Origin of the sequence: Streptomyces axinellae (assembly GCF_039532135.1) — a bacterium.
Classification (GTDB): domain Bacteria; phylum Actinomycetota; class Actinomycetes; order Streptomycetales; family Streptomycetaceae; genus Streptomyces; species Streptomyces axinellae.
The window spans coordinates 1-22,789 of sequence record NZ_BAAARJ010000006.1; the positions used below are offsets into that span (position 1 = coordinate 1).

The following is a 22,789-nucleotide window of genomic DNA, read 5'->3' on the forward strand; positions in this document are numbered from 1 at the left end:
GGGTCTCCTCCAGTTAAGGAAGTGATCAGGAACACCACTGGTCAGACGGCCATCCACCTGGAATTCCGGTGGCCATCAGCCTGGACTCGGCTGGCCGCACATCTGGACTTTGTCACGGCCACCGTCACCGTTCCGCGCCGTCCACGGTGAACTGCCTCGATCGGCAATCGGCGCGCACTGCCGACGAGGTGCTGCGCTGGATGCAGCACCGAGCTATCGCTTTGACTGCTGAGTGGGGCACCACGCTGGTGGTCTCCCAGGTGCGGGAGTGGGCCCGAGATCAGAGAGCCCAGGAAACGGCACTGCGTACGCTTCGTTCCGGGGAGATGTATCTGTTCGGAGTGGCGAACAGGGGCGTCCTGTACGAACTGACGGCACGGCCGCTCCAGCTCGTCTTGCCACCCGCTGAAGGGACGGCGGTACATCGGCCCGCGTCGGCAGGGGGTCCGTCCTGATGCCGGCCGATCACGAACGCCCCGTCTCGGTCTTCGATGTGAGCGCCGACATCCATAGCGACCGGCTCTACGGTCGCGCCTGCATCTGGTGCGGCAGCCGCTCGGGCCCGTTGACGTACGTCGGCTGGGCCCGCATGACGGGGCTCTTCGCGAAGGGCTACATCTCCTGCCCGGTGAACGCGTGTGCCGCGTGTCGTGCCTCCCCGCCTGCCCCATAGAGAAGACTCGGACGCGCTCTCGAATATCCGGCGCCACGTGGGGATACGTATGGGGCCGTATGGCTATTCAGTTGCGTACGAGACGATGCACGTCCTCCGGAGCTGTGACGTGATGGGCGAGGCGCCGGACAGTCGCCGGTGGCTGGACCGGCAGCTCGCCTACTACCGTGCCCGCGCCATCGAGTACGACGATGACTACGAGCAGCGCATCCCGGTGCCCTTGCTCCAGCAGGCGCTCGCGGAGCTCCCGATTGCCGGGGACGTGCTGGAGTTGGCGTGCGGCACCGGGTGGTGGACGCCGTTGCTGGCAGCCAGGGCGCGGGCGCTGACCGCGAGCGACGCCGCGCCCGAGACGCTGGAGATCGCCCGCCAACGGGTCCGGGACCCGAGGGTGCGGTTCCAGCAGATCGACGTCTTCGACTGGCGGCCCCGCGAGCGCTACGACACGGTCTTCTTCGGGTTCTGGCTCACCCACGTGCCGCCGGATCGGATGCCGGAGTTCTGGGCCGTGCTGCGGGGTGCGCTGCGTCTCGGCGGGCGTGTGGTCTTCATGGACGACGGTCCCGCGAAGGCGCAGATCGAAGAGCTGCTGGAGCCGGGCGGTCCGCCTCTTGTACGGCGCCGACTGCGCGACGGTGCCGAGCATTGCGCGGTGAAGGTGCTGTACGAGCCGGATGAACTCGCCTCCGTGCTGAGCGAACTGGGCTGGGATGCCGAGGTCCGGATGGTCGATGGTTATCACCTCACGGGGTGGGCGACCTGGCGGGGCGACCGCCGGTGACAGACTGCGTGCCGATAGCCGGGTACCCGTCCCGTCCGAGCATCCCGGCGGGGGCGAACCTGCGCCTGCATGTCTCCACGACCGCCCCGAGATTCCGCGCGGACTTCCACCGATTCGCCTCTCCCGTGCGGCACATGGCCTCGGCCGAGTGGTCGGCAGAGACGGCCCCCGGCATGCGCTTCGACGAGGACTGGGGCTGGCCCGGCTTCGACTTCGAAGTACCGGCGGAGTGGCCCTCCGGGGTGTACGTGGTGGTGCTCAGCACCGGGAGCACCCGCGGGGCGGAGCTGCCCCTGGATGCCCGGTCGGCGCGGTTGCTCGTGATCGTCACGCCGCCGAGCGGCAGCCGAAGCGCTGACATCTTGTACAAGGTCCCGGTGTTCACGTACCACGCCTACAACACCAGCGGCGGCGGCAGCCTGTACGGATCGCTGCGCCCCGAAGACATCCAAGAAGACGTCCAAGCCGGCACGCGCGTGTCCCGGGTGTCGCTGCTGCGGCCCGGCGGCGGTGTCGGCGGCCCGGTCAAGGGCCAGCCTGATCCATACGATCCACGCTCGCCGCGGCAGACGTTCGCGCACTGGGACGCGAAGTTCCTGGCGTGGCTGGAACGCGAGGGATTCGCATACGACTGCTGCACGGATCTCGATCTCCACGAAGGGAGCGTGCTACCCGACGGGTACCGGCTGCTCGTGTCCGCCGGGCACGACGAGTACTGGAGCGCCGAGGCCCGCGGCACCGTCGAGCGGTTCCGGGACGCGGGCGGCAACATCGCGAACTTCGGGGCGAACACGTGCTGGTGGCGCGTCACGCAGAGTGCGGACGGCGCCTTGCTGCGGTGCGAGAAGTTCCCGCCCGGTGCGCCGGCCGGTGCAGACCCGGACTCGCTGCGCGACGCGCCGGATCACTGGTGGGAGTCGGATCCGGAAAACGCCCTGTTCGGCGTCAGCTACCGCAATGGCGGCGGACACTGGAGCGGCCCGCGCCGCCCGCTCGGGTTCCGCATCCAGCACGCGGACCACTGGGTATTCGAGGGCATGAGCCTCCGCGAGGGCGACGTCCTGGGGGAGCATGACGCGCTCATCGGCTACGAGTGCGACGGTGCTGCCTACGTGCTGGACGACGCGGGCCACGCCCAGGCCAGCGGGAGCGACGGGACACCGCCCGGATTCCGCATCCTCGGCTTCGCTCCCCTGCCGCGTGAGGAGGCCGAGGGCTGGCAGTTCGCGGCGCGTGAGCCGACTGCCAGTCCACAAGCGGCGACGCTCGGCCTCCATCGGATGGGCGGCACGGTGTTCACCGCCGCCACTACGGATTGGGCCCGCCTCCTGGCAACGGACGCGCAAGTTCAGGCGATCACGCGCAACGTGCTGTCCCGGCTCTCGTCTCGGAGGTGATTCGCCATGCCCCTCGTCGCATCGCCGCTGGATGTCGTCATCGGGGTCAACGGCATCGGCATGGGCCACTCGGTCCGTGAGAGCGAGATCGCGCAGCACCTGCGAGCCCGTGGCCACCGGGTCCGGATCGTGACGACGAGCGAGCCGCGCGCCCGCTACTTCAGCGAGCAGGACTTCACCGTCCTGGAGGCGTGGATGCCCAAGCTCATCGAGCACGGTCACCGCATCCGCAAGCGCGACCTGGTGCGCAATAACGCCCGCCACGTCCTGCCTGGCCTGCACCGCCACCGCGCCGTACGCCACGCCCTGACAGCGGACGGTGTCCCGGACATCTTCCTCACCGACTACGAGCCCAACGTCTCGCGCCTCGCGGCGCACCTTCGACGACCGTTGATCTCCGTGGACCAGCAGAGCAAGTACCGCTACCTCGGCCTGCCGCCGCTGCCCCCGTACTCGCAGGCCCCTGACCGGCAGCGCCTGCGGCTGTTCGCCCCGCACCCGGATCACGCGTTCATCTGCTCCTTCGTGCCGCTGACCTCGGCCGACCCGAAGTTGGAGTTCCTTCCGCCGGTCCTGCCCGACGCCGTACGGAATGCCCAGACATCGAGCGAGCCCCTGTGCACGGGCTACTTCTCGCACTACTTCCACCACGGTCCCGGGCCGTACGTCGAACGCCTCGCCGCGTTTTTCCGCGACGACGTCCCGGACCGTCGGCTGCGCCTGTACGTCCAGCCAGCGGATCTGCCAGAGCTCACGGCGCACAGCGGAGGGAACGTCGAGATTCGCGCATTCGACCGTGCCGGGTTCCTGGCGGACATGGCACGTTCCGAGGCGGTCTTCTCCAACGCCGGCTTCAACCTGATCGCGGAGGCGATCGCGCTGGGCAAGCCGCTGTTCCTTGTGCCATTGCCGACATACGACCAGCACTGGTGCGCGCACGCAGTCGCCGATGCCGGTCTGGGGGTATGGTCCGCGGGGCTGGACGGCAAAGAGGTGCGGGAGTTCCTCCTCCGTGTCGATGATCTCGCCGCCGCCGTGCGCGATCACCGCGACCGTCATCTGGCCGGTGATCCGCGTAAGCGCATCGCGCAGTTCCTCGAAGCGATGCCCCGATGACGGCGACCGAACCGTTCTCAGGGGCCGTGGGACTCGCATTGTGTGTTGCGGCGACCTGCGGGTGCTACCGGTTCGCCGTCTCCCTGGCTGTACGGGACCTGGCACACCAGCTCGCCGCGAAGCGCGATCTCCGGCCCGCTACCTGGGCCGTGACAGCAGTCGCAGTCGCAGCTCCCGCCCTCGGGACTTCACCGTCCCCCGGGTCCCTGCGGTGGTGCACGCTGTTCGTGCTGGCCATACTCACATGGCGGTTCGCCACCACGGACTACGACCAAACTCAGCCGCTGGGCCCGCAGCGTCGTGCCTGGTGTCTCCTTCTCGCTTGTGCGGCAGGGGCTGCCCTGTGGCCTCCGCTGCTGCTGTACTGGCTCGCTCTCGCGTGCGGGCGGCTACGCGGATGGCAGCACCACCCGATGCTGGCACTTCGGCTGCTGAAGGCATACCTCGCCTGGTACTTCGCGGCCTTCCTCCTGAACGGAGCGGTCGCCGAATCCGTCCTCCAGGACGGACTCCTCCTCGTCCTGTGCTGCGTTGCCCTGTCCCACTACCTCAAGGCCGTCGAAAGCAAGCTCCGCCTCGGCCCTCACTGGTGGTCATGGGCCTGGCACAACCGCACCCACTGCCTGATCGCTTCGGCTTACTCCTGGGGCTGGGCCCGATTCATCTCGCCACCCACAGCAGTGCGCGTGATACGAGCAGCGGCACCGCTGAATCGGCCCCTGAACATCGCGACGATGCTGCTTGAGCTCGCGCCGCTCGTCGCCTTCGCAGACCGCTGGGCTCTCGTCGCCGCACTTGCCGCGACGGTGTCGTTCAATGTCGTCGTCGTGCTCGCTTCGGGGATCTTCTTCTGGGAGAACATCGCGGCGAACGCCGCCTTGGCCATCACCGTCGCGGCTTGGCCTCGGGACCTGTTCGGCTGGTCGGCTCTTCTCCTCGCATTCCCGGTGCTGGTCGCCGCCGTGGGCGGATGGCTGTGGCAGCCATGGCCGCTGGGCTGGTGGGACACACCGTTCACCGCGCGCATCCGATGGGAGGTCCGTACGGCTTCGGGGCGTCGGCTGGGCCTCTACAACGGCTTCATGTGCCCGTACGAACGGGACTTCGGCCGTGTGCTGGGCTACTTCCTCACCCACGAACCTGTCGTCCACGGCCATCTCGGCACCGTCTTCGACCACCAACTACGCGACCGGATTCTCACCGCAGACGCCGACCCGAGCACGCTCTCCCACATCAAGCAACACGACGGGCACGCACATGCCGACGCCACCCTCGCGAGGAAGCACCTGGACTATCTCAGCGCTACGTTCACTGCCCTGAACTCCGGTGCCCCCAAAGGACCGTTGCCCCGCCGCCTGCGCTGGCTCAAGGCGCCCGGAGGCCAGCTCTTCCGCTGGGGTGACCTGCCCTCCTACCAGGGAGAGGAGCCCGTGACCGAGATCAGCATCCACTACGAGGAGCGTTACTACCGCTCTGCGGTCGGGGAGTTCGTCACGCTCACCGACCGGCTCCTGCACCGCCTCGACATTCCGCTGTCCGTTCCCCGTCCGGCAAGGAGCGCAGATGAGAAAAATCCTCGTTGACTGCGGCGCGAACCTCGGCCACGTCCTGCGCGGATTCATCGAAGCCGAACCAGAACGGGACTTCTACGCCTTCGAGCCCAATCCCGCCTTGCTGTCCTCCCTGCGCGACGAGGTCGCCCACACCGACCACCCGCGCGTCGAGATCCACAACGGTGCGGTATGGACCCACGACGGAACCGTCGATCTGTTCCTCGGCCACCACGAAAGCTCCACCGTGATGCCCGGCAAACGCGTCCCGCCCGTCTACGACCAGCAGATCGACTACACCCGCCCAGTGCCCGTGCCGGCCGTGGACTTCAGCGCCTGGCTGCGGCGCACCGCTCGCACTGGCGACGACGTCACGGTGAAGATGGACATCGAGGGCGCCGAATACCCGGTCCTCGCGAAGCTGCTCCGCGACGGCACTCTCGACCTGATCACCACGCTCTACGTCGAATGGCACCACGACCGTTTCCCACACATGCCCCGCGCCGAGCACGACGCGCTCTACGCCGAGGTATGCGCGCGGACCGATGTACGGGAGTGGGACTGACCATGGACATACGCGCCACGAAGCGCATCCTGCTGTTCAAGCACGGCGAGACGGAAGAGAACTTGCGCGGCATCCACCAAGGACGTGGCATCGGCGGCACGCTCAGCGACCAGGGAGCCCGCGATGTCCACGCGTCCGCCGCAGCACTCGCCGAGGCGGGCCTGGAACCGGAGCTGATCCTGCACAGCCCGATGTCACGTTGCCGCCAGTCCGCCGATCTCGTCAGCGCACGATTCCCACGTGCCGCTGTGCGGGAATCCGTCCGCCTGGCCGCGAAGGACAGCGGCCACCTGTCCGGCCTCCCTCGCCGGGCCGCCGCCGATGAAGCCGCCGCAGTGGGCATCCCGATCCACCGACTGCGCGCCCCTGGCGGGGAGTCCTCCGAAGACGTCCAGGCCCGCTATGTGGATCTGCTGCGCGAGGTGAGCGAAGCGCCCTCATCGACGACGCTCCTGCTCGGCCACGGCGGAGGATTTGGCTGCCTGCTTCTGTGGCTGATGGGGCACGGCTGGGACCGGTACCTGGAACATGTCCCAGCCTCCGGAGCCCTGTCCTTGATCGAAGTCGACCCAGACGGCCCACATCTCACGCTCATCAATGTGCCGCCCGCCGAACTGCCGGGCGTACTCGCCGCCCGTACCGCATCATGAACGCTGTACAGGCGGCGATATCCAGTTCAGGCTGCTTCGGGCTCCGCGCCGAAGCGCTCGCGCCAAGCGGCCAGATCGTCCTCGGTGATCTTCTGGAAGAGCACCGGCGGCACAGTGAAGCCCGTCCCGGCCGGCACCGCGGTCAGCGCCTTCGCCTCATCCGCGCTCACCCACCGCGCGTCGTCGCCGGGCAGGTCGAAGACGCCCCGAGCCGTCTTCGCGGTCTCGGGGATGAAGGGCTCGGAGACGACCGCGTACAGCCGGATCAGGTTCATCGCGGTGCGCAGCGTGAGCGCGGCGGCGTCCTTGTCCTGCTTGATCTGGAGCCAGGGCGCCTTCTCCTCCAGATAGACGTTCCCGGCGCTCCACAGCGCGCGCAGCGCAGCGGCGGCCTTACGGAACTGGAGGGCCTCCATCTGCTGCTCGTACTCGGCCAGCAGACCCGCGATCTCCTGGCCGAGCCGCTGCTCGGCCTCGCCGGGCTCGCCGCCGGCCGGCACCTCGTCGCCGAAGCGTTTCCGGGAGAAGGACAGCACCCGGTTGACGAAGTTCCCGAGGGTGTCGGCCAGGTCCTTGTTGACGACCGCCGAGAACTGCTCCCAGGAGAAGGACGCGTCATCCGACTCCGGCGCGGAGGCGATCAGGTAGTAGCGCCAGTAGTCCGCGGGCAGCAGTTCCAGGGCCTGGTCGGTGAAGATGCCGCGGTTCTGCGAGGTGGAGAACTTCCCCCCGTAGTAGGTGAGCCAGTTGAAGGACTTCACGTAGTCCACGGTCTTCCACGGCTCGCGGGTGCCCAGCTCGGTGCCCGGGAACATCACCGTGTGGAAGGGGACGTTGTCCTTGGCCATGAACTGCGTGTAGCGCACGTCATTGGCCTCATACCACCACGACTTCCAGTCCCGGCCCTCGCCCGGTGCCGCGTCCGCCCACTCCTTGGTCGCACCCACGTACTCGATCGGGGCGTCGAACCAGACGTAGAAGACCTTGCCCTCGGCTGCCAGTTCCGGCCACGTGTCGGCCGGGACCGGCACTCCCCAGTCCAGGTCGCGGGTGATCGCCCGGTCGTGGAGGCCCTCGGTCAGCCACTTGCGCGCGATGGAGGTGGACAGGAGCGGCCACTCCTCGGCATGTGCATCCACGAACGTCTCGACCTCGGTCGACAGTTTCGACTGCAGCAGGAACAGGTGCGTGGTCTCGCGCACTTCCAGCTCACTGCTGCCACTGATCGCCGAACGCGGTTCGATCAGGTCGGTCGGGTCCAGTACCCGGGTGCAGTTCTCGCACTGGTCGCCGCGCGCCTTGTCGTAGCCACAGTGCGGGCACGTGCCGATGATGTACCGGTCCGGGAGGAAGCGGCCGTCGGCCGACGAGTACACCTGGGTTACGGCCCGCTCTTCGATGAAGCCGTTCTCCTTGAGCTTGCGCGCGAAGTGCTGGGTGATCTCCACATTCTGCGGCGAGGAGCTGCGGCCGAAATAGTCGAAGGCCAGTCCGAAGCCGTCGTAGATGGCCTTCTGAACATCGTGCTGCTGTGCGCAGAAGTCATCGACGGGCAGCCCGGCCTCGTTCGCGGCCAGCTCGGCAGGAGTGCCGTGCTCGTCGGTAGCGCAGATGTAGAGCACCTCGTGGCCGCGCTGGCGCATGTAACGGGAATAGACGTCCGCCGGGAGCATCGACCCGACCATGTTGCCCAGGTGCTTGATCCCGTTGATGTACGGAAGCGCACTGGTGATCAGGTGTCGAGCCATCCTCGGATGCTCCCTTTCATACGTACGGCGCGCACGGAAGCGCCGATGCGGGCCCAAGTCGGGAGGTCGCAGCGCGCACGGCTACGCGGGCCGGACCGCCGCGCTACGGGGCGTGACGGAACACACTGCGGACCGTCGCCATCGTATCGAACTGGGACCCCGCCCCAACCACTCGATATCCCCGGCCGAGACAGCCACAGACGGGCTGGAAAAGCGCTCGGCCGCAGCGGACAGGCGGCCAAGCGAGTCCGGTGCGGCCGAGCACTCCCCATCTTAAGGGCTCTGCACCCGCCCCGTGCCCGCCCCTCCCTTGCCGTCCCTACCGGAGGACCTCACCGTGACCCGCACCACCGTCCAGCCACTCCGCATCGTCATCATGGGCCAGGGCTACGTCGGACTGCCCCTGGCCGTGCGCGCCGCCGAGGCCGGACACGAGGTCGTGGGCTACGACGTGGACCCCGACCGCATCAAGACCCTGCTCACCGGTGGCACGGTCACTGACGACGTTCCTGCGGAGCGGATCGCACCACTGCTCGACGCAGGCCGCTACCGCCCCAGCATCGACGCCGCGGATTGCGCGGGCTTCGACCTTGCCGTGATCGCCGTTCCAACCCCGCTCGCCGACGGCGCCCCCGACCTCTCTCACGTCGAAGAGGCAGCCAGCACTCTTGGCTCCCACCTCCGCCCCGGCTCGACCGTCATCCTCGAATCAACCAGCTACCCCGGCACCACCGAGGACGTCCTCGCCCCGCTCCTTGAAGCCGCCTCGGGACTACGGGCCGGAGCGGACTATCACCTCGGCTACAGCCCCGAACGCACCGATCCCGGCAATCCGCGCTGGCGTCTGGAGAACACCCCCAAGCTCGTCTCGGGCATCGACGCAGCCTCAGCGACCATTATCGAGGACTTCTACGCGGGTCTGGTGGAGACCGTGGTGCCCATCGCCTCGTGCCGCACGGCCGAATTCGCGAAGCTGATCGAGAACACCTTCCGGCACGTCAACATCGCCCTCGTCAACGAACTCGCCACCGCAGCGCACGACGCGGGCCTCGACATCTGGTCCGCCCTGGACGCCGCCGCCACGAAGCCCTTCGGTTTCCTGCGCTTCACCCCGGGGCCCGGCGTCGGTGGCCACTGCCTCCCCACCGACCCGACCTATCTGTCCTGGCACGCAGAGCAGGCCACGGGCCGACGGCTCCGCCTGGTCGACCTGGCAAACGAGATCAACAACGACATGCCCGCCTACGTCGTCCGCCGCCTCAGCTCGGCTCTCCGCGCCCGGGACCGCCCCCTCGCCGGAGCCGACATCCTGCTCCTCGGCCTTGCCTACAAGCCGAACACGGCCGACCTCCGCGAAGCTCCCGCCCTCCGCATAGCGGACCTTCTAGCTTCCGAGGGCGCCCACGTCCAAGCGGCCGACCCCTACGTCACCGACGCTCCACTCCCTCTCGTGGTCCCCACCCCGGATCGCCTCGCCGCTGCCGACGCAGTCCTGCTCCTCACCAACCATGCAGCCTTCGACTACAGCAAGATCGCCACCCACGCCCGCTACATCCTCGACTGCCGCAACCGCCTGTCCGCCCCGCACATCGAGACCTTGTGAAGGAGCCCCACTCCATGCACGTCGTAATCACCGGCGGCGCCGGCTTCATCGGCAGCAACCTCGCCCGCGCTCTCACTCAACACCCGGACATCGCCGAGGTCCGCATCATCGACAACTTCGCCACCGGCACGAAGGACAACCTCACCGGCCTCGACGCCCAGCTCTTTGAGGGTGACGTCCAAGACCCCGCTCTCCTGGACTCAGCCCTCGACGGCACCGACGCGGTCGTCCACCTCGCTGCCCTCCCCTCCGTCCCCCGCTCCCTCTGGGACCCGATATCCACCCACCACGCGAACGCGACTGGCACCCTCCAGGTCCTCGAAGCCGCCCGCCGCGCCGGCAACCTCCACGTGATCGCCGCCTCCTCGTCCTCGGTCTACGGCGCGACCCCCGCCCTCCCCAAACACGAAGACCTCCCAACCGTCCCCATGAGCCCGTACGCGGTCACGAAGCTCGCCACCGAGGCATACCTGACCGCCTACCACCACAGCTTCGACCTCCCAGTGCTCCCGCTCCGCTTCTTCAACGTCTACGGCCCAGGGCAGCGCGCGGACCACCCCTACGCCGCCGTCATCCCCCGCTGGATCCACGCCGCCCTCAACGGCCACCCCGCCACGGTCTACGGCGACGGCACCCAGACCCGCGACTTCACCTACGTCGGCACGGTCACCACCCTGATCACCGACGCCCTCCTTCGCCGCATCGTCCACCCCACGCCAGTCAATCTCGCCTTCTGCACCCGCACTTCGCTCCTGAACCTCGCCGAAGAACTCGGCTCCGTCCTGGGCACCCCGCTCCCCCTCCAATACGAACCAGGCCGCCCGGGCGACGTTCCTCACTCTCAGGCAGACAGCGCGCGCCTCCGCGCGCTGTTCCCGGCGGTCACACCGACTCCTCTACTCCGAGGGCTCCTGGAGACAGTCGCATGGCATGCCCAATAGGCCGATTCGCAACCGGTCTGGCTTGACGGCCCGCACACAGGGCACACAGGGGGACAGGGCTGAACGATGGCAGACCCCCGAAGAGCGAAGAGCCATGCGTAGTTGTTGAAGTCGCTGCCGAATGGCCTGGGCGGGCTTTATACAGTGGCGTGCTTCCGGCGACGCAGGAGGACAAGGGTTGTGACTGCGCCCAGAGTCATCCAGGCCTTCCCGAGGATCTGCCCAGGCAGGAAGTCGAGGGAGCCGAAGGCAAGCTTGAGGAACAGCAGACTGTCGGCGAGGAGACCCACCGCATTCGAGACGAGCATGGCGACCAAGAAGCCGCGCGTCCGCAATGGCTCGTACACGGCGAAGTCCATGGTTTCGGCGACGGCGAACGCCGCGGCCGAGGCGAAGGCAAGAGTGGGGTCGGCAAGGAAGTAGGAGATGACAGTGCCGACGACTATCGCCGCGAGGATCGCCTTGCGGCCTGCGGTTTCGCGGGCGAGGTCGCGGAGTACGAGTGCCAGACCCACCATGTATACACCGGCAGGTGCGGCGTAGCCGAAGCCGACCGGCACAGCCCCGAAGTGGGCGACGACCATGTTGGCGCCCGGGATGGTGGCTATGTAGGTAATGAGCGTGGCGATGCCGACTGGAGCGGGGGCGTTCACGATCTTCTTTCTTCTCGGTGTTGCAGAACCGTCCACGTTGAGCAGGGCAGACGTGGTAGGTGTGCAGACAGTACAACTCACGGCACTGACAACAGCAGTCCGTCCAGGGCCTCGAGGCCCCGGCCGGAAGCTACCCCTCGCTCCAGGTTGCTCGGGAAGCACCTGGTAAGCGCCTGCACTGACTCAGGCTCAGGCCCGGGAGGGGGCCTCGGGAGCTTCCGAATCGGGCCCGCGAGCGGCTGGCGGGCACATGGGGGGCCGGGGGGATCGTCGAGTTCGATCACGAGAGGTGTGGACAGGCCCGGACACTGCACGTGTCGTCGCACCCTCGCTTCGCCTTCTGCTCGTCCGTCAAGGGCCGCATCGCGGGGTGTGATGTCAGGTGGTGAGCGGGCGGGAGGATCTCTCTCAGCCACTCTCGGAAGCGTATGCCAATGTGTGTGGTGCATTTTCGCCGCTGATGTCGGTGCCTCGGTTTACGCTGCGTCGGCACAGTCATACGAGCAGGTGGGGGCAACCGGAAGATGGCTTCGGGCTTCGCTGTGGGGTACCTCGTCGAGTTCCAGGGGGGCCCTGGGATCGGCAGAGTGGCGGCGACAGTTGACGGTTCGCTGCGCGTGGACTTCTTCGAGTCCACAGCTGAGCCCGTGGCCGAGTCTCAAACCGTTCCGGCCAGCAACTGCAGGCGCGTGCGACTCGAACCCCAAACCCGGGTGTTCCGGCGGAATCCCAGCACCAACGAGTGGAGAGCCGGCCGTGTGGTGGGCAGTACTCCCGGGGGCTACTTCGTGCGGTTCCCCAACACCGACTACGACCTGCCGGTGCCTGAATCCGAACTCCGGGTGCGCTGGAACAAGCCAGTTCGCGACCCGCTCGAGGTTCTTGTGTCCGGCGGTAACGAGTCCGGGCACCTCTACAACACGCGTATCCCAATGCTGCACAATCTGGTTGCGCAGCGTGCGGCGAGCGCCAGCACTCCAGCTCTATTGGCGGCTGCTACCGAAATTTACCCGCACCAGCTCCAGACCGCTTTGACCGTGCTGTCCGACCCCGTGCAGCGCTACCTTCTTGCGGACGAAGTCGGACTGGGCAAGACGATCGAGGCCGGGTATGTAGCGCTGCAGACCCTGATCGACAAGCCTTTGGCGCGCGTCACGATCCTCGCGCCGGATCCGCTGCGCCGTCAGTGGAGAGCTGAACTGCGGACAAAGTTCTTCACCGATGACTTCCCGGGCCGCGTAAAGATCGTCTCCCACGACACCCCAGAGCTGTGGGAGCGGCACCACGGTAGTGACCTTCTCGTGGTCGACGAGGCCCACCAACTGGTCCAGGACCGCGATGACTCCGACCCCACCTACAGCGAGCTGTGCCGACTCGCTCACTCAGTCTCGAAGCTCCTGCTGCTGTCCGCTACACCGGTAACTTCCAGTCACACCACGCATCTGGGGCTCCTTCACTTGCTGGATCCTGATTTGTACAAGTGGAGCGAGCAGGAGGCCTTCGAGCAGCGGTACCAGCACCGAGCCGAACTGGCCGACCACGTCCTGAGTCTCAGTGCGGACTTTCACCCTTTGCTGCCGTCCACCATCGATATGATCAAGGCGCTGCTGCCGCCGGAAGACTCCCGTTTCGAGGGTCTGGCAGCCCAGGTGCTGGACCTGCTCGACGCGGAGGGGAACCTGCTCGATACGGAAGGTCTGCCGACGCTTTCGGCACGTGTCACTGCCCTTCGCGCACATATCAGCGAGACGTACCGACTGCACCGCCGTGTGATCAGGCACCGCAGATCACACGTACTGCGCCCAGACGACGACTCCGCAACCGTTCCCTACGAGGCGCGTGGGCGAGCACAGCCGGAAAGGCTGATGGCCGAGCCCTACTCACTGGCCGCGGACGGTCTTCTGCAGTGGCAGACCCAACTGTGGGGGTATCTCCTCGACGAGGACCTGCAGGACAGGCGCACCGGCAGTGCAATGGCCCTCGCCGTGCTTGCTTCGCGCCTTGGCGGGCCCAGTGCTGACTTCGTGGACGCTCTGCGTTGGCGAGTTCGACGTGAGCACGACGCCGCGCGGCGTGCCGGCCTGAGTGCGCGGGAGCAAAGGCACCTTTCCCATGGCCCTGTAGCACCCCATGAGGCCGAAATTCTCCGCAATCTAGAATCCGAGATTGCGGAGGGCGGAGGCGCGTCCGAGACCGATGATCTCGTCAATGCTCTCTTGCCCGCCTTGCGCAAGGGCGGGCACATCATCGTTTTCTGCGGTCCGGGATCACTCGCTTCAGCTCTCACTGCGCGCTTGCGAGCGCGCTTCGCCAGGATCGGCTTCTTTGAACACTCCCGCAGCGCAGGACCCGAGGCGTCCGAGGCAGCCACGGCGGCATGGCACAAGCCGGGTGCCAAGGCCGCCGTTCTCATCACGGATGACTCAGCGGAGGACGGGCTGAACCTCCAGATTGCGCACACCGTCATTCACGTGCGCTTGCCATGGTCACCCAATCAGCTTGAGCAGCGTCTGGGCCGTACCGACCGCTACGTGGAGACCAACCAGCAGCGCCAAGCACCACGCCAGTATGCACTCACGGATGCTGAAGCACACACCGAGGAATGGCTCTCCCTGCTCACGGACGGGTACCGCGTCTTCGACGGGTCGGTCTCCACACTCCAGGACGCTATCGCGGAAGGCCTTGCCGATGTTTGGGCGCAGGCGCTGGAACATGGCCCTGAAGGGTTGCCCCGTTACGCCGAGACCGTTCGGGCGCAACTTACGCAGGCGCGACGCGAGATCGATAGCATGGACACCTTGGAGTCGATCTTCGATTCATCCCCTCACGAAATCGACTTCGCTGCCAAACTTGCGACGTTCGAGGCGAATTGGGCCGCCACCCGTAAGGACATGCTCGGATACACCGGACACGACGGCTCGGAGGGAATCAAGCTCCGCCACACCGAGCGCAAGGTCAACGGCGTGAGGTGTGAGGTCTTCGACCTCAAGTCGCGCACGCTCATCTCGCCTCACCTCTACAACCGCAAAGACCTCACCGATGAGATGGCCAAGGGCACGTTCAGTCGATCCGAGGCGCTCAAGGCCCCCGGAACGCGCTTGTTTCGTATAGGCAACCCGCTCGTCGATACATTCGCCAACGTCGTTTGGTTCGACGACCGTGGCCAGGCCACAGCCTTCTGGCGCGCTGATATGCGTCACCGGGGAGAGCCGGAGCCCTACTTTGGTTTCGACTACCTCGTCGAAGCCGACATCTCCACAGCACTGGCTCTAGCTCTTCCGCTCACGCGCGAGCCCCGCGACGCCGAGACAGCTCTGCAGCGCCAGGCCGAACGCCTTCTCCCCCCGTTCACGCTGAAGGTATGGGTTCCGGCTGGCGCTGCCGAAGCCCTGGCCGACAAAGACATTCAGAGGTGGCTCGACGCCCGCTACGGGGCTACGGACCATAATTACAACCTCAAAAATCTCCACGAGTTGCTGGAGGTGTTCGACGGACAGCCCGGGTACGAGGCAGCCGCGCGCAGCGCCGAAGCTGTGGCGCGCGCTGAACTGTGGCGTGTGACCAACCTGGCCGACAAATGCGCTGTGGCCCAGCAGCAGGGCCGAGAGCGACTCACCGTCGCGCAGGCGCAGGCAGAAGCCCGCCAAGCGGCTGGGAGGCTTCTGGGAGACGGAGAGAGCTATCTACTGGATGTCACCATCACCGATGCTCTGGTCCAGGGCCTGAGTGACCCAACGGTGCGGCTGGTGTCGGCGACATGCTTGGTGAAGACAGGGCCCCGGAGGATTTCTCGTGGCGACTGATAACTGGACCGGTGCCAAGACGCTCTTTCATGAACTGGTCCAGCACCGCGACGTCCAGCGTCTTCCGGAACTTCCGCAGGCGACGGGGACACTGCGCAGGCTTCGCGACGCTCTGCCAAGCGGACTCAGCGGATGGCGAGATATCGCATCGCTCACCCGACAGATCCTGCTCGAAGCGCAAGCGCGAGAGAACACCACCGGCTTCACTGTCCCCCTCCTCACTGGTCTGCCAACGCGAGAGCAATGGGAGGCGGCAGCTTGCCAGACCGGGGTCCGTGACCACGGCGCCAACTTGTGGGTGCAGGCATTGCCGTGGCATCCACCTGTCTCCGACCAGGCATCGCGGGCGGCGGCTGAAGAGGACCTTCGCCAAGTTCATCTGGGCGAGGACTCGCCACACCGTCGCAAGCTGGAGTCCTTTCTGGCCGACCCGTTCTTCACCGCCGCGCTCGGTCCCGAACACAGTCACTACGTGTCGGCCGGTCAGCGGCAGGCTGCACGGGCCATCACACTTGCCGAGCCAGGCAGCACCACCGTCATCTGCCTGCCCACCGGGCACGGAAAGACGGCAGTAGCGCTGGCCCCTGCCCTCCTGGCCAGCGCAAGCAGCGGTGTTTCGGTCGTCGTCGTGCCCACCAATGTGCTCGCGGCCGACCTGGAGCGCCGGGCCTTCACGATCGTGGACCGGTTGGGGCAGCACAGTCCTACGCGACGCTATGCCTTCACCAGCGGGCTGTCCGACGACGAGCGCCGGCAGATACGCCAGGACATCGCCGCGGGTCGGCAGCGGCTCGTGTTCACGTCCCCTGAGTCCTTGGTGCGGAGTCTGAAGCAGCCTTTGGAGGAGGCGGCGCAGGCCGGGTTGCTCAACTACTTCGTGATCGACGAAGCGCATCTGGTCGAACAGTGGGGCAACAGTTTCCGTACAGAGTTCCAGACAATGGCCAGTCACCGCCGAATGTGGCTGAGTAAGGCCCCCGAGGGCCGACAACCGGTGACGGTTGCCATGAGCGCGACACTGACTGGTCAACAGGTGGAGACGCTCGGATCATTGTTCGCCTCACCCCAAGAGGCAAAGGTTATATGGGCCTCGCAACTGCGCCACGAGCCGAGCTACTACATCGACACCTTCAGCAGCGAGGCCGACCGGCAGTCGGCAGTGCTCGACGCCGTAGCCCATCTGCCGAAACCCCTGATCCTCTATACGACCAAGGTCGAGGACGCCCAGGAGTGGACCAACCGACTCCGCAGCCACGGGCTGCACCGCGTAGCCGGCGTCACCGGCGAATCCAGCGATGCCGAACGGCGCGAAACCTTGGCAGGATGGAGCGGAAAGGCGAGCACGGAGGAAGTGACAACACGGTTCGACATCGTCGTCGGCACCTCCGCCTTCGGCCTGGGCGTCGATCTCGACGATGTGAAGACCATCGTGCATGCCTGTCTGCCGGAAACAGTCGACCGCTACTACCAGGAAGTCGGCCGGGCGGGGCGGAACGGCAGTCCCTGCATCGCGTATCTGGCCACCACGCGCAGGGACGAAGCGATCGCCAACTACATGAGCGACGAGGCGGTCATTGGCGCGCCGCGTGCGTGGCAGCGGTGGGAGGCCATGTTCCACAGCAGAATGACCAGTCACGACCGGCACCGGGTCAGTCTCGACGCCTACCCGACCGACATGCACGAAGGCTTCAAACGCAACCGACAGTGGAACATTCGGATCCTCAACCTCATGGTTCGATCGGGCCTTGTGGCCTTTCATCCGCCACAACCACCGGTCAGGATGGAGGGTGAAACCGAATCAGCTTGGGAAGCGCGGCGAGACCATTTCTTTGCAACTGCTGAGAGTTACGCCGATGTAGAGCTACTTGACTCCGATGCGAGGAACAGCGAGCGCTTTCTTACTCGTTTCAAAGCCGAGCGACGGAAGATGTTGGAAAGCCGCGCTTCGGCCCTGCAGGAATTGAAGGAAGCACTACGGGGTGACCGGTGCATCAGCGATGTGCTGAGGGAGTATTACCGGATTCCACATGGCCCGGGTTTTCGCCGCACAGGGGCAACCTGTCGAGGGTGCCCCCATTGCAGGGCCACCGCCGCGCGGCACACTTCGGGTTTTTACCGCCTCGCCGGAGAGCCGTATCCGCTGCTGCCACTCCCTGAGTCCGCCCGCCCGCTGCCGCTCAGGGCCTACTTCGGCGACCGTCAGTGCCTCAGCCTCTGGTGGGACGACGGTGATGACCAGGCTCTGGTGTCACGCCTGGTGGAAGGCCTCGTCCGCCGCAGAGTCTGCGTGGTCGGAGGGCCGGGCCTGAGCAGCCGGATCAGGAACCAACTGCAGACGACAGCACGGACTCGCGCCGTGATCACCGATGATGACGGCGCGCTCCTGGCGAACTGGCCAGGCCCTGTCATCTGGCTGGCGGACTCGAACACCACCGCACCCGGGCCCGCCATTGCAGAGCGCTTGGCCTGGGATGTACCGACGTATCTGATACACCCCTGGGCCATGCAGCACCCAGAACACGACCATGAGCGACTCGTCGCCATTCACCCGGCGAACCTGTCGATTCGCTGTGCCCTGGAAGAACTCTGATGACTCTACTGAACGTTGATGCAGCCATCCCCTCGCACGCATGGGCCTTGGTGCGCCTTCTTGCCTATATGGGCAAGAGCATCGCCGTGGACGAGGCACGAGCGCTGGTGAGCCCCCCATGCCTGCGCTCTGAGGACACATCGACCCGGCCTCCCTTCGACTGCGCGCTCGCCTCCCTGACGATGCTGGGATTGGTACAGGTCGACGCCGACCGGCAAGAACTGTCACTGGCCGACCCGATCCAGGTCCTTGCGGGTATCGATGATCTAGAGACCTACACCCGCATCCTGCGTCGCGCGGTCCTCAGAGCGGACCACAACCAAGACCTTGGCGCCGGCAACCTCCCGACCGGTCCTCGCGACCTGACCCGGGCTCTTGCCTGGTTCCTCGCACACGACCCCATGGAACAGCCCATCGATTGGGTTGCCGCGCAGCAGCTGCTGGATGAGAAGGACGGCAAGGACCGCCGACTGGTGAAGGAAGAGGTGCTCCCGCTTTTCGTCAATGACACCCGGTGGGCCCGCTTCGCTCACTGGGCGAGCGCACTCGGCCTAGCCGCCTCACCCGTCATCCGCACCGAGGGCCGCAGCCCTCTCGTCCCGGACTGCACCCTCGCCGTCAAGCAGACAGTGTTCGAACTGTGGCCGGCGGGGCAGCGCATCAATGCGGTGGAAGCCTTGCACGTCATGCGGGAGCATCTGCCGGTACTGCCCGGCGGCGCCCACTCGCTCGCCGTGGGAATCCCCTCTCCGGGCGACAATGCGGCCGGCCCTTCGCTTTCCTTCACGCTGCTGCGCGGCCACGACGAGAAGTGGCTACGACTGGACCACGACGACGACGCACGCAAAATCCTTCTCTTGCACGACCCTGAGCGGCCCGGCAGCCCACGCCCCGTCAGCGACATCACGATCTTGGAGCCCATCGATGGGTGACTTCCGCAGGGTGCTCTGCTGGGAACCAGCAGTTGCAGCCGCTACCATTAACACTGAGGCAGTCAGCCCTTCCCGGGCGGTCTTCTTGGCCACACATGCGCCGCTGCGGATCAAACGTGCCCGCATCATGGATGGGAAAGAACTTCTCACCGAAGGCGACCCGATCGGTGAAGAGACGGTACTCACTGATTTCATGGCGCTTCGCGCAGACAGCGGAGCCCTGCTCATGCCTGTTGTCGGTGAATCCGGGTCAGGCAAATCGCATCTCGTCCGATGGGTGCGCGAGCAACTGGCCGGGATGAGGGAGGGGGCTGACGAGAGGGAGGTCATCTACCTCGAAAAGTCCAAGACCAGCCTCAAGGCTGTCGTCAGTGCACTCATCGCAAAAGCGCAGAGCGACGAGTTGGCACAGCTCAAAGATGACATCAATCGCTTCACCGAAGGGATCGACGAGGAGGCTCTGGCCAGGCGCATCCTCAATGAACTGAGCGAGGCACTCGAAGCAACTGCCCCGAGCGCAGAATCGCACCCCCTGGCACGCATGCTGGTGGGCCCCGGCAAGTTGGCCGCGGTGCTGCTCGACCCTCATGTGCGTGCGGAACTGCTCGCACCTGGAAAGTTTGTGCCCGAACTGGCCCGTCAGCTGATCCATAATCGCCGGGACGGGCAGGCAGACCGGCCCGAAGGGTTCGACGTCAGCGACCTGCCCCTCGACATCCGGGACATCCAGTCCGCGTCGGGCATGGCTCAACGCCTGCTCGGCATGATGAGTACGCGTGGTGACCTGCAGGGGACCGCTGTCGACCTGCTCAATCGGCACCTCGAAGCCGCGATCAAGAGTGCTGCCAATCTCGGGGCGGGCCGGCTGCTCGATGCGATGAAGCAGGTCCGTGAGGAATACCACCGGCAGGGCAAGGAGATCATTCTCCTTATTGAGGACTTCGCGCTGATCCAGGGAGTCCAGCGCGACCTGCTCGATGCCGTCGTCGAGGCGGCAAACCGGGAAGGCAAGACGACTCTCGCCCCCATCCGCACGCTGATGGCCGTGACGACGGGCTACTTCCAGTCCCTGGATGAGACGGCTTTGACCCGGATCCAAGCCGGCACGGGCTATGTGTACCACCTGGACGTTCCCTTCAGCCCGGAGGAGACCGGGCGGACGGAGATTGCTGCGTTCGTCGGCCGCTACCTCAATGCCGGACGCCTGGGCCGTGCAGAACTGGAGCGAGCAGCCGACGAGGACGAGCCGCCCAACAAGTGCCTGACCTGCGCCTTTCAAACCAAGTGCCACGAGACATTCGGCGCCACCGACGAGGGCTATGGCCTGTACCCGTTCAATGAGTCCTCCCTCGTACGGGCCGTCCACGCCACGGCCGACCAGAACAAGCCCTGGTCCTTCAATCCGCGGGTCGTGCTGGGCAGCGTCATACGGCCGGTACTGGTTGAACATGCCACTGCCATTCGGGAGGGCGAATTCCCCGATCCTGCGTTCCGCCAGAGGTTCCGGCCGACCAAACTCGACCGCTTCATGAGCCGCGACGTGCTTGGCTTCGTGGCGGAAAACGATCACGACGCCGCCTCGGCCGAGCGACGCAATCTCGTGCTCGAATTCTGGGGAGACGCTCCTGAGCACGCCAACAGCCTGCAGCCGGCTCTCTTGGAGGCATTCTCCCTGGTGCCGCTGGGCGGTGAAGTGGAGCCAGGCCACTCACCCGCCCCTGTTGCCGCGCCGAACCATCGGGACGAAGCCTCAAAGCCCGGACCCGGCGACGGCGGCAGGCGCGAGGAGCTTCCCAAGGAACTGCAGCGCATGCTGGAGACGGTCGATGAGTGGGTGACCCGCGAGGGCGGTCTCGACACCATTACGGCCAACCGACTCCGCAGCGTTGTCTCCACCGCGGTCGTGCAGCGCTATCAGTGGAACTCCCCCTTGATGCGGGAGGTGAGTATCACCGAACTACGAAGAGCGGCCTGGCCGCCCAAGGCGACTGTGGTGTCCATCGAGGGAGCCAAGGAGAATCTGCCCGGGGTGGAGAATGCCCCCATCACCTTCACCCGTCGACCGAAGGACAGTTGGTTCTTCGACAGCCTGCTGAATGCAGAGCGGAGCTTTCCGGCGCGAGCGGAGGACCTCCGGCGACTGGCGCATCTGGCCGAGAAGCACGGCCCGGATCTCACAGCCCGGCTGCAGCGGCACCTGGAAATCAGCGACGCTCACCTCGTTGCCGGATTTCGTGCCTCATTGCTCGGTGGGGCCCTGGCCGGCAAGGCATGGCCCGGCATGCCGACCTCGCAACTTGTCGCCGCAGTCTTCGACGAGGGCAAGGAGTGGCGTCGTACGGATGGCGACATCCGAGCGAAACAGTGGATGGACATCCTCGAAGGGCACTTGAGAGCACGTCCCGCATTGGTGGAACGGTTGCGTTGCGCTGTCGGCATCGCCCAGGGCAAGGGAGGGGTGAACATGATCGATGCCGCACGGCTCCTGCCGCTGCTCGACAGGGCCACGGCGACGTGGACCTGGGACGCCGAAGCACTGGACATCCCGAAATGGGCGAAGTCGGCCGTCACCGGTTTCGCCTCCTGGGCGACCCTCATCGATGACCAACTTGGCACCCACGAACGGCTGCTGCAGTCCATTCGCAGCCGCCAGCCCCGCGGCACCACAGGCGCCCAGACCATGGCTGCCATCCGCGACGCCCTGGATGCCGCACGTGAAGTGGGCCTTCCGCTGACTGCCGAACAGACACGACAGTTCAACGCCCTCCACGACGATGCCCGGAGCGCGGACTGGAAGACCGTGTCCGTACTGGAAGACGACCTGACCCGTGCAACCGACGACACCGCCGAACCCAACAGCCGCCTGCATGCCCGTGTGACGGCCGCGGTCCAGGACCGCGGCACCTCGCTGCAACGGATCGACGAGCTGCTTACCGCGACCGATGCCTGGCTGGACGCCGCGCTTGCCAGCGCCGAGTCACGCTCCAGCACCTCCGCCGGCGACAGCGCCGCAGAAGACGTGGGACACATCTGTGTGGAATGGCAGGCCGTCACTGCTGCCACGTCCACCGAAAACACCGGGAAGGTGTCATGACCGAGGTGTCGGTGTACGACAAGGCCATACAACTGCAGAACCGGGCCCGCCAAATCGCTGCAGGCGCAGTCGGGGAGAAGGAGGCAAGCCGCGTCCTGAGCCGTACAAAGGAACTCCGCGCGGCATTGGCGGACCTCAAAACGCAAGTAGAGCTGCGCCATACGCTCACCGCCCTGGGGGCAACACACAAGCCTGACCTTTCCGACATCGACGCCGCCCGTACCGCGTTCGAGCGCAAGGCCCTCAACGGACTCCCCAGCGACACGGTCTTCAACACGGCAAGAAGAAAAGTTTTGGAGTTCTCGGTCAAGCTCAAGGGCGACACCAGCACGGCCTGGACCACCTGGGCCGCTCAACAGCTCACCGGGCTTCCTCTGGCCCGCGTCCCCATGCTCGGGCGGGACGAACGCGAGGCCGCCCGCACCCGCGCCAAGGAACTCCGCCAGGCGGTAACTCCCAAGAACCTGTCAAAGGCGGACATCGCTCTCTTCACCAGCACCTACAGCCTTCTCGCCGAGTCCCTGCGTGACAAAAGCGATCCACCCCAGGAGCTGCTGCAGCTTCTTGAACTGCTGGAGAAACGCCCCGGTCCCTCCCTCAGCGACATCTCAGACAGCGACATCGCACTGCTGCGCCAGTTCGAGATGGACACTCACATCACCTTGCAGCGGACCGGGGCGTGACAGAGTGACA

General features: G+C 66.2%; 16 protein-coding genes. 14 read left to right on the plus strand and 2 right to left on the minus strand.

All coding sequences use genetic code 11. The annotated features are described in order from the left end of the window. Window positions 1-454 precede the first annotated feature (454 nt). The 7 genes from ABD339_RS10250 (at window position 455) to ABD339_RS10280 (ending at window position 6,732) form a co-directional block, all read left to right on the plus strand. On the plus strand, window positions 455-673 hold the full coding sequence (locus ABD339_RS10250; RefSeq protein ID WP_344564463.1) for a hypothetical protein: 219 nt from the start codon (window positions 455-457) through the stop codon (window positions 671-673). Between the two features lie 112 nt (window positions 674-785). Beyond that, window positions 786-1,454, plus strand: coding sequence for a class I SAM-dependent methyltransferase (locus ABD339_RS10255; protein ID WP_344564464.1), 669 nt, complete (start codon window positions 786-788; stop codon window positions 1,452-1,454). A 134-nt stretch (window positions 1,455-1,588) separates the two neighbouring features. After that, window positions 1,589-2,851 carry a N,N-dimethylformamidase beta subunit family domain-containing protein gene (locus ABD339_RS10260; RefSeq protein WP_344564465.1) on the plus strand — a complete coding sequence of 421 codons (1,263 nt, stop codon included), beginning with the start codon at window positions 1,589-1,591 and terminating at the stop codon, window positions 2,849-2,851. Between the two features lie 6 nt (window positions 2,852-2,857). Next, a complete protein-coding gene (locus ABD339_RS10265; RefSeq protein WP_344564466.1) occupies window positions 2,858-3,967 on the plus strand; it encodes a glycosyltransferase family protein in 1,110 nt (369 codons plus the stop codon). Window positions 3,968-4,194: 227 nt separating this feature from the next. Beyond that, window positions 4,195-5,550 carry a hypothetical protein gene (locus ABD339_RS10270; RefSeq protein ID WP_344564467.1) on the plus strand — a complete coding sequence of 452 codons (1,356 nt, stop codon included), beginning with the start codon at window positions 4,195-4,197 and terminating at the stop codon, window positions 5,548-5,550. After that, window positions 5,531-6,082: an FkbM family methyltransferase gene (locus ABD339_RS10275; protein ID WP_344564469.1), complete on the plus strand. Its 552-nt coding sequence runs from the start codon at window positions 5,531-5,533 to the stop codon at window positions 6,080-6,082. The genes ABD339_RS10270 and ABD339_RS10275 overlap by 20 nt, the downstream gene beginning before the upstream one ends. Before the next feature lie 2 nt (window positions 6,083-6,084). Beyond that, entirely contained in the window at window positions 6,085-6,732 is a 648-nt protein-coding gene (locus tag ABD339_RS10280; RefSeq protein WP_344564471.1) for a histidine phosphatase family protein, read from the plus strand. 26 nt (window positions 6,733-6,758) lie between these two features. On the opposite strand, the gene metG is transcribed toward ABD339_RS10280, so the two are convergent. Beyond that, window positions 6,759-8,480, minus strand: coding sequence for a methionine--tRNA ligase (metG, locus tag ABD339_RS10285; RefSeq protein WP_344564473.1), 1,722 nt, complete (start codon window positions 8,478-8,480; stop codon window positions 6,759-6,761). Between the two features lie 376 nt (window positions 8,481-8,856). On the opposite strand from metG, the gene ABD339_RS10290 reads away from it, so the two are divergent. Continuing rightward, window positions 8,857-10,083 carry a nucleotide sugar dehydrogenase gene (locus ABD339_RS10290; protein WP_344565043.1) on the plus strand — a complete coding sequence of 409 codons (1,227 nt, stop codon included), beginning with the start codon at window positions 8,857-8,859 and terminating at the stop codon, window positions 10,081-10,083. 14 nt (window positions 10,084-10,097) lie between these two features. Beyond that, the gene (locus tag ABD339_RS10295; RefSeq protein WP_344564475.1) at window positions 10,098-11,024 is read left to right on the plus strand and encodes an NAD-dependent epimerase/dehydratase family protein; all 927 of its coding nucleotides are present in this window, start codon (window positions 10,098-10,100) and stop codon (window positions 11,022-11,024) included. 137 nt (window positions 11,025-11,161) lie between these two features. Here ABD339_RS10295 and ABD339_RS10300 read toward each other — a convergent pair whose 3' ends face one another. Further along, window positions 11,162-11,713, minus strand: a complete 552-nt coding sequence (locus tag ABD339_RS10300; RefSeq protein ID WP_344564477.1) for a VUT family protein — start codon at window positions 11,711-11,713, stop codon at window positions 11,162-11,164. Between the two features lie 488 nt (window positions 11,714-12,201). Between ABD339_RS10300 and dpdE the strand changes: the two genes are divergently transcribed. The 5 genes from dpdE to ABD339_RS10325 are packed head-to-tail and all read left to right on the plus strand — an operon-like array spanning window position 12,202 to window position 22,779. Then, on the plus strand, window positions 12,202-15,480 hold the full coding sequence (gene dpdE / locus ABD339_RS10305; RefSeq protein ID WP_344564482.1) for a protein DpdE: 3,279 nt from the start codon (window positions 12,202-12,204) through the stop codon (window positions 15,478-15,480). Next, window positions 15,470-18,070 (plus strand): protein DpdF, encoded by a 2,601-nt coding sequence (dpdF, locus tag ABD339_RS10310; RefSeq protein ID WP_344564483.1) that lies wholly within the window; start codon window positions 15,470-15,472, stop codon window positions 18,068-18,070. The genes dpdE and dpdF overlap by 11 nt, the downstream gene beginning before the upstream one ends. Further along, complete coding sequence (gene dpdG, locus ABD339_RS10315) at window positions 18,070-19,002, plus strand: protein DpdG (RefSeq protein WP_344564484.1); 933 nt, start codon at window positions 18,070-18,072, stop codon at window positions 19,000-19,002. Before dpdF ends, dpdG begins: the two co-directional genes overlap by 1 nt. After that, window positions 18,995-22,096, plus strand: a complete 3,102-nt coding sequence (gene dpdH / locus ABD339_RS10320) for a protein DpdH (protein WP_344564486.1) — start codon at window positions 18,995-18,997, stop codon at window positions 22,094-22,096. Before dpdG ends, dpdH begins: the two co-directional genes overlap by 8 nt. Then, window positions 22,093-22,779, plus strand: coding sequence for a hypothetical protein (locus tag ABD339_RS10325; protein WP_344564488.1), 687 nt, complete (start codon window positions 22,093-22,095; stop codon window positions 22,777-22,779). Before dpdH ends, ABD339_RS10325 begins: the two co-directional genes overlap by 4 nt. Window positions 22,780-22,789 lie beyond the last annotated feature (10 nt).

Coding starts and splice junctions, on each gene's coding strand:
- ABD339_RS10250 (WP_344564463.1), top strand. CDS start 455: ATGCCGGCCGATCACGAACGCCCCGTCTCGGTCTTCGATGTGAGCGCC.
- ABD339_RS10255 (WP_344564464.1), top strand. CDS start 786: ATGGGCGAGGCGCCGGACAGTCGCCGGTGGCTGGACCGGCAGCTCGCC.
- ABD339_RS10260 (WP_344564465.1), top strand. CDS start 1,589: ATGGCCTCGGCCGAGTGGTCGGCAGAGACGGCCCCCGGCATGCGCTTC.
- ABD339_RS10265 (WP_344564466.1), top strand. CDS start 2,858: ATGCCCCTCGTCGCATCGCCGCTGGATGTCGTCATCGGGGTCAACGGC.
- ABD339_RS10275 (WP_344564469.1), top strand. CDS start 5,531: ATGAGAAAAATCCTCGTTGACTGCGGCGCGAACCTCGGCCACGTCCTG.
- ABD339_RS10280 (WP_344564471.1), top strand. CDS start 6,085: ATGGACATACGCGCCACGAAGCGCATCCTGCTGTTCAAGCACGGCGAG.
- metG (WP_344564473.1), bottom strand. CDS start 8,480: ATGGCTCGACACCTGATCACCAGTGCGCTTCCGTACATCAACGGGATC.
- ABD339_RS10290 (WP_344565043.1), top strand. CDS start 8,857: ATGGGCCAGGGCTACGTCGGACTGCCCCTGGCCGTGCGCGCCGCCGAG.
- ABD339_RS10295 (WP_344564475.1), top strand. CDS start 10,098: ATGCACGTCGTAATCACCGGCGGCGCCGGCTTCATCGGCAGCAACCTC.
- dpdE (WP_344564482.1), top strand. CDS start 12,202: ATGGCTTCGGGCTTCGCTGTGGGGTACCTCGTCGAGTTCCAGGGGGGC.
- dpdG (WP_344564484.1), top strand. CDS start 18,070: ATGACTCTACTGAACGTTGATGCAGCCATCCCCTCGCACGCATGGGCC.
- dpdH (WP_344564486.1), top strand. CDS start 18,995: ATGGGTGACTTCCGCAGGGTGCTCTGCTGGGAACCAGCAGTTGCAGCC.
- ABD339_RS10325 (WP_344564488.1), top strand. CDS start 22,093: ATGACCGAGGTGTCGGTGTACGACAAGGCCATACAACTGCAGAACCGG.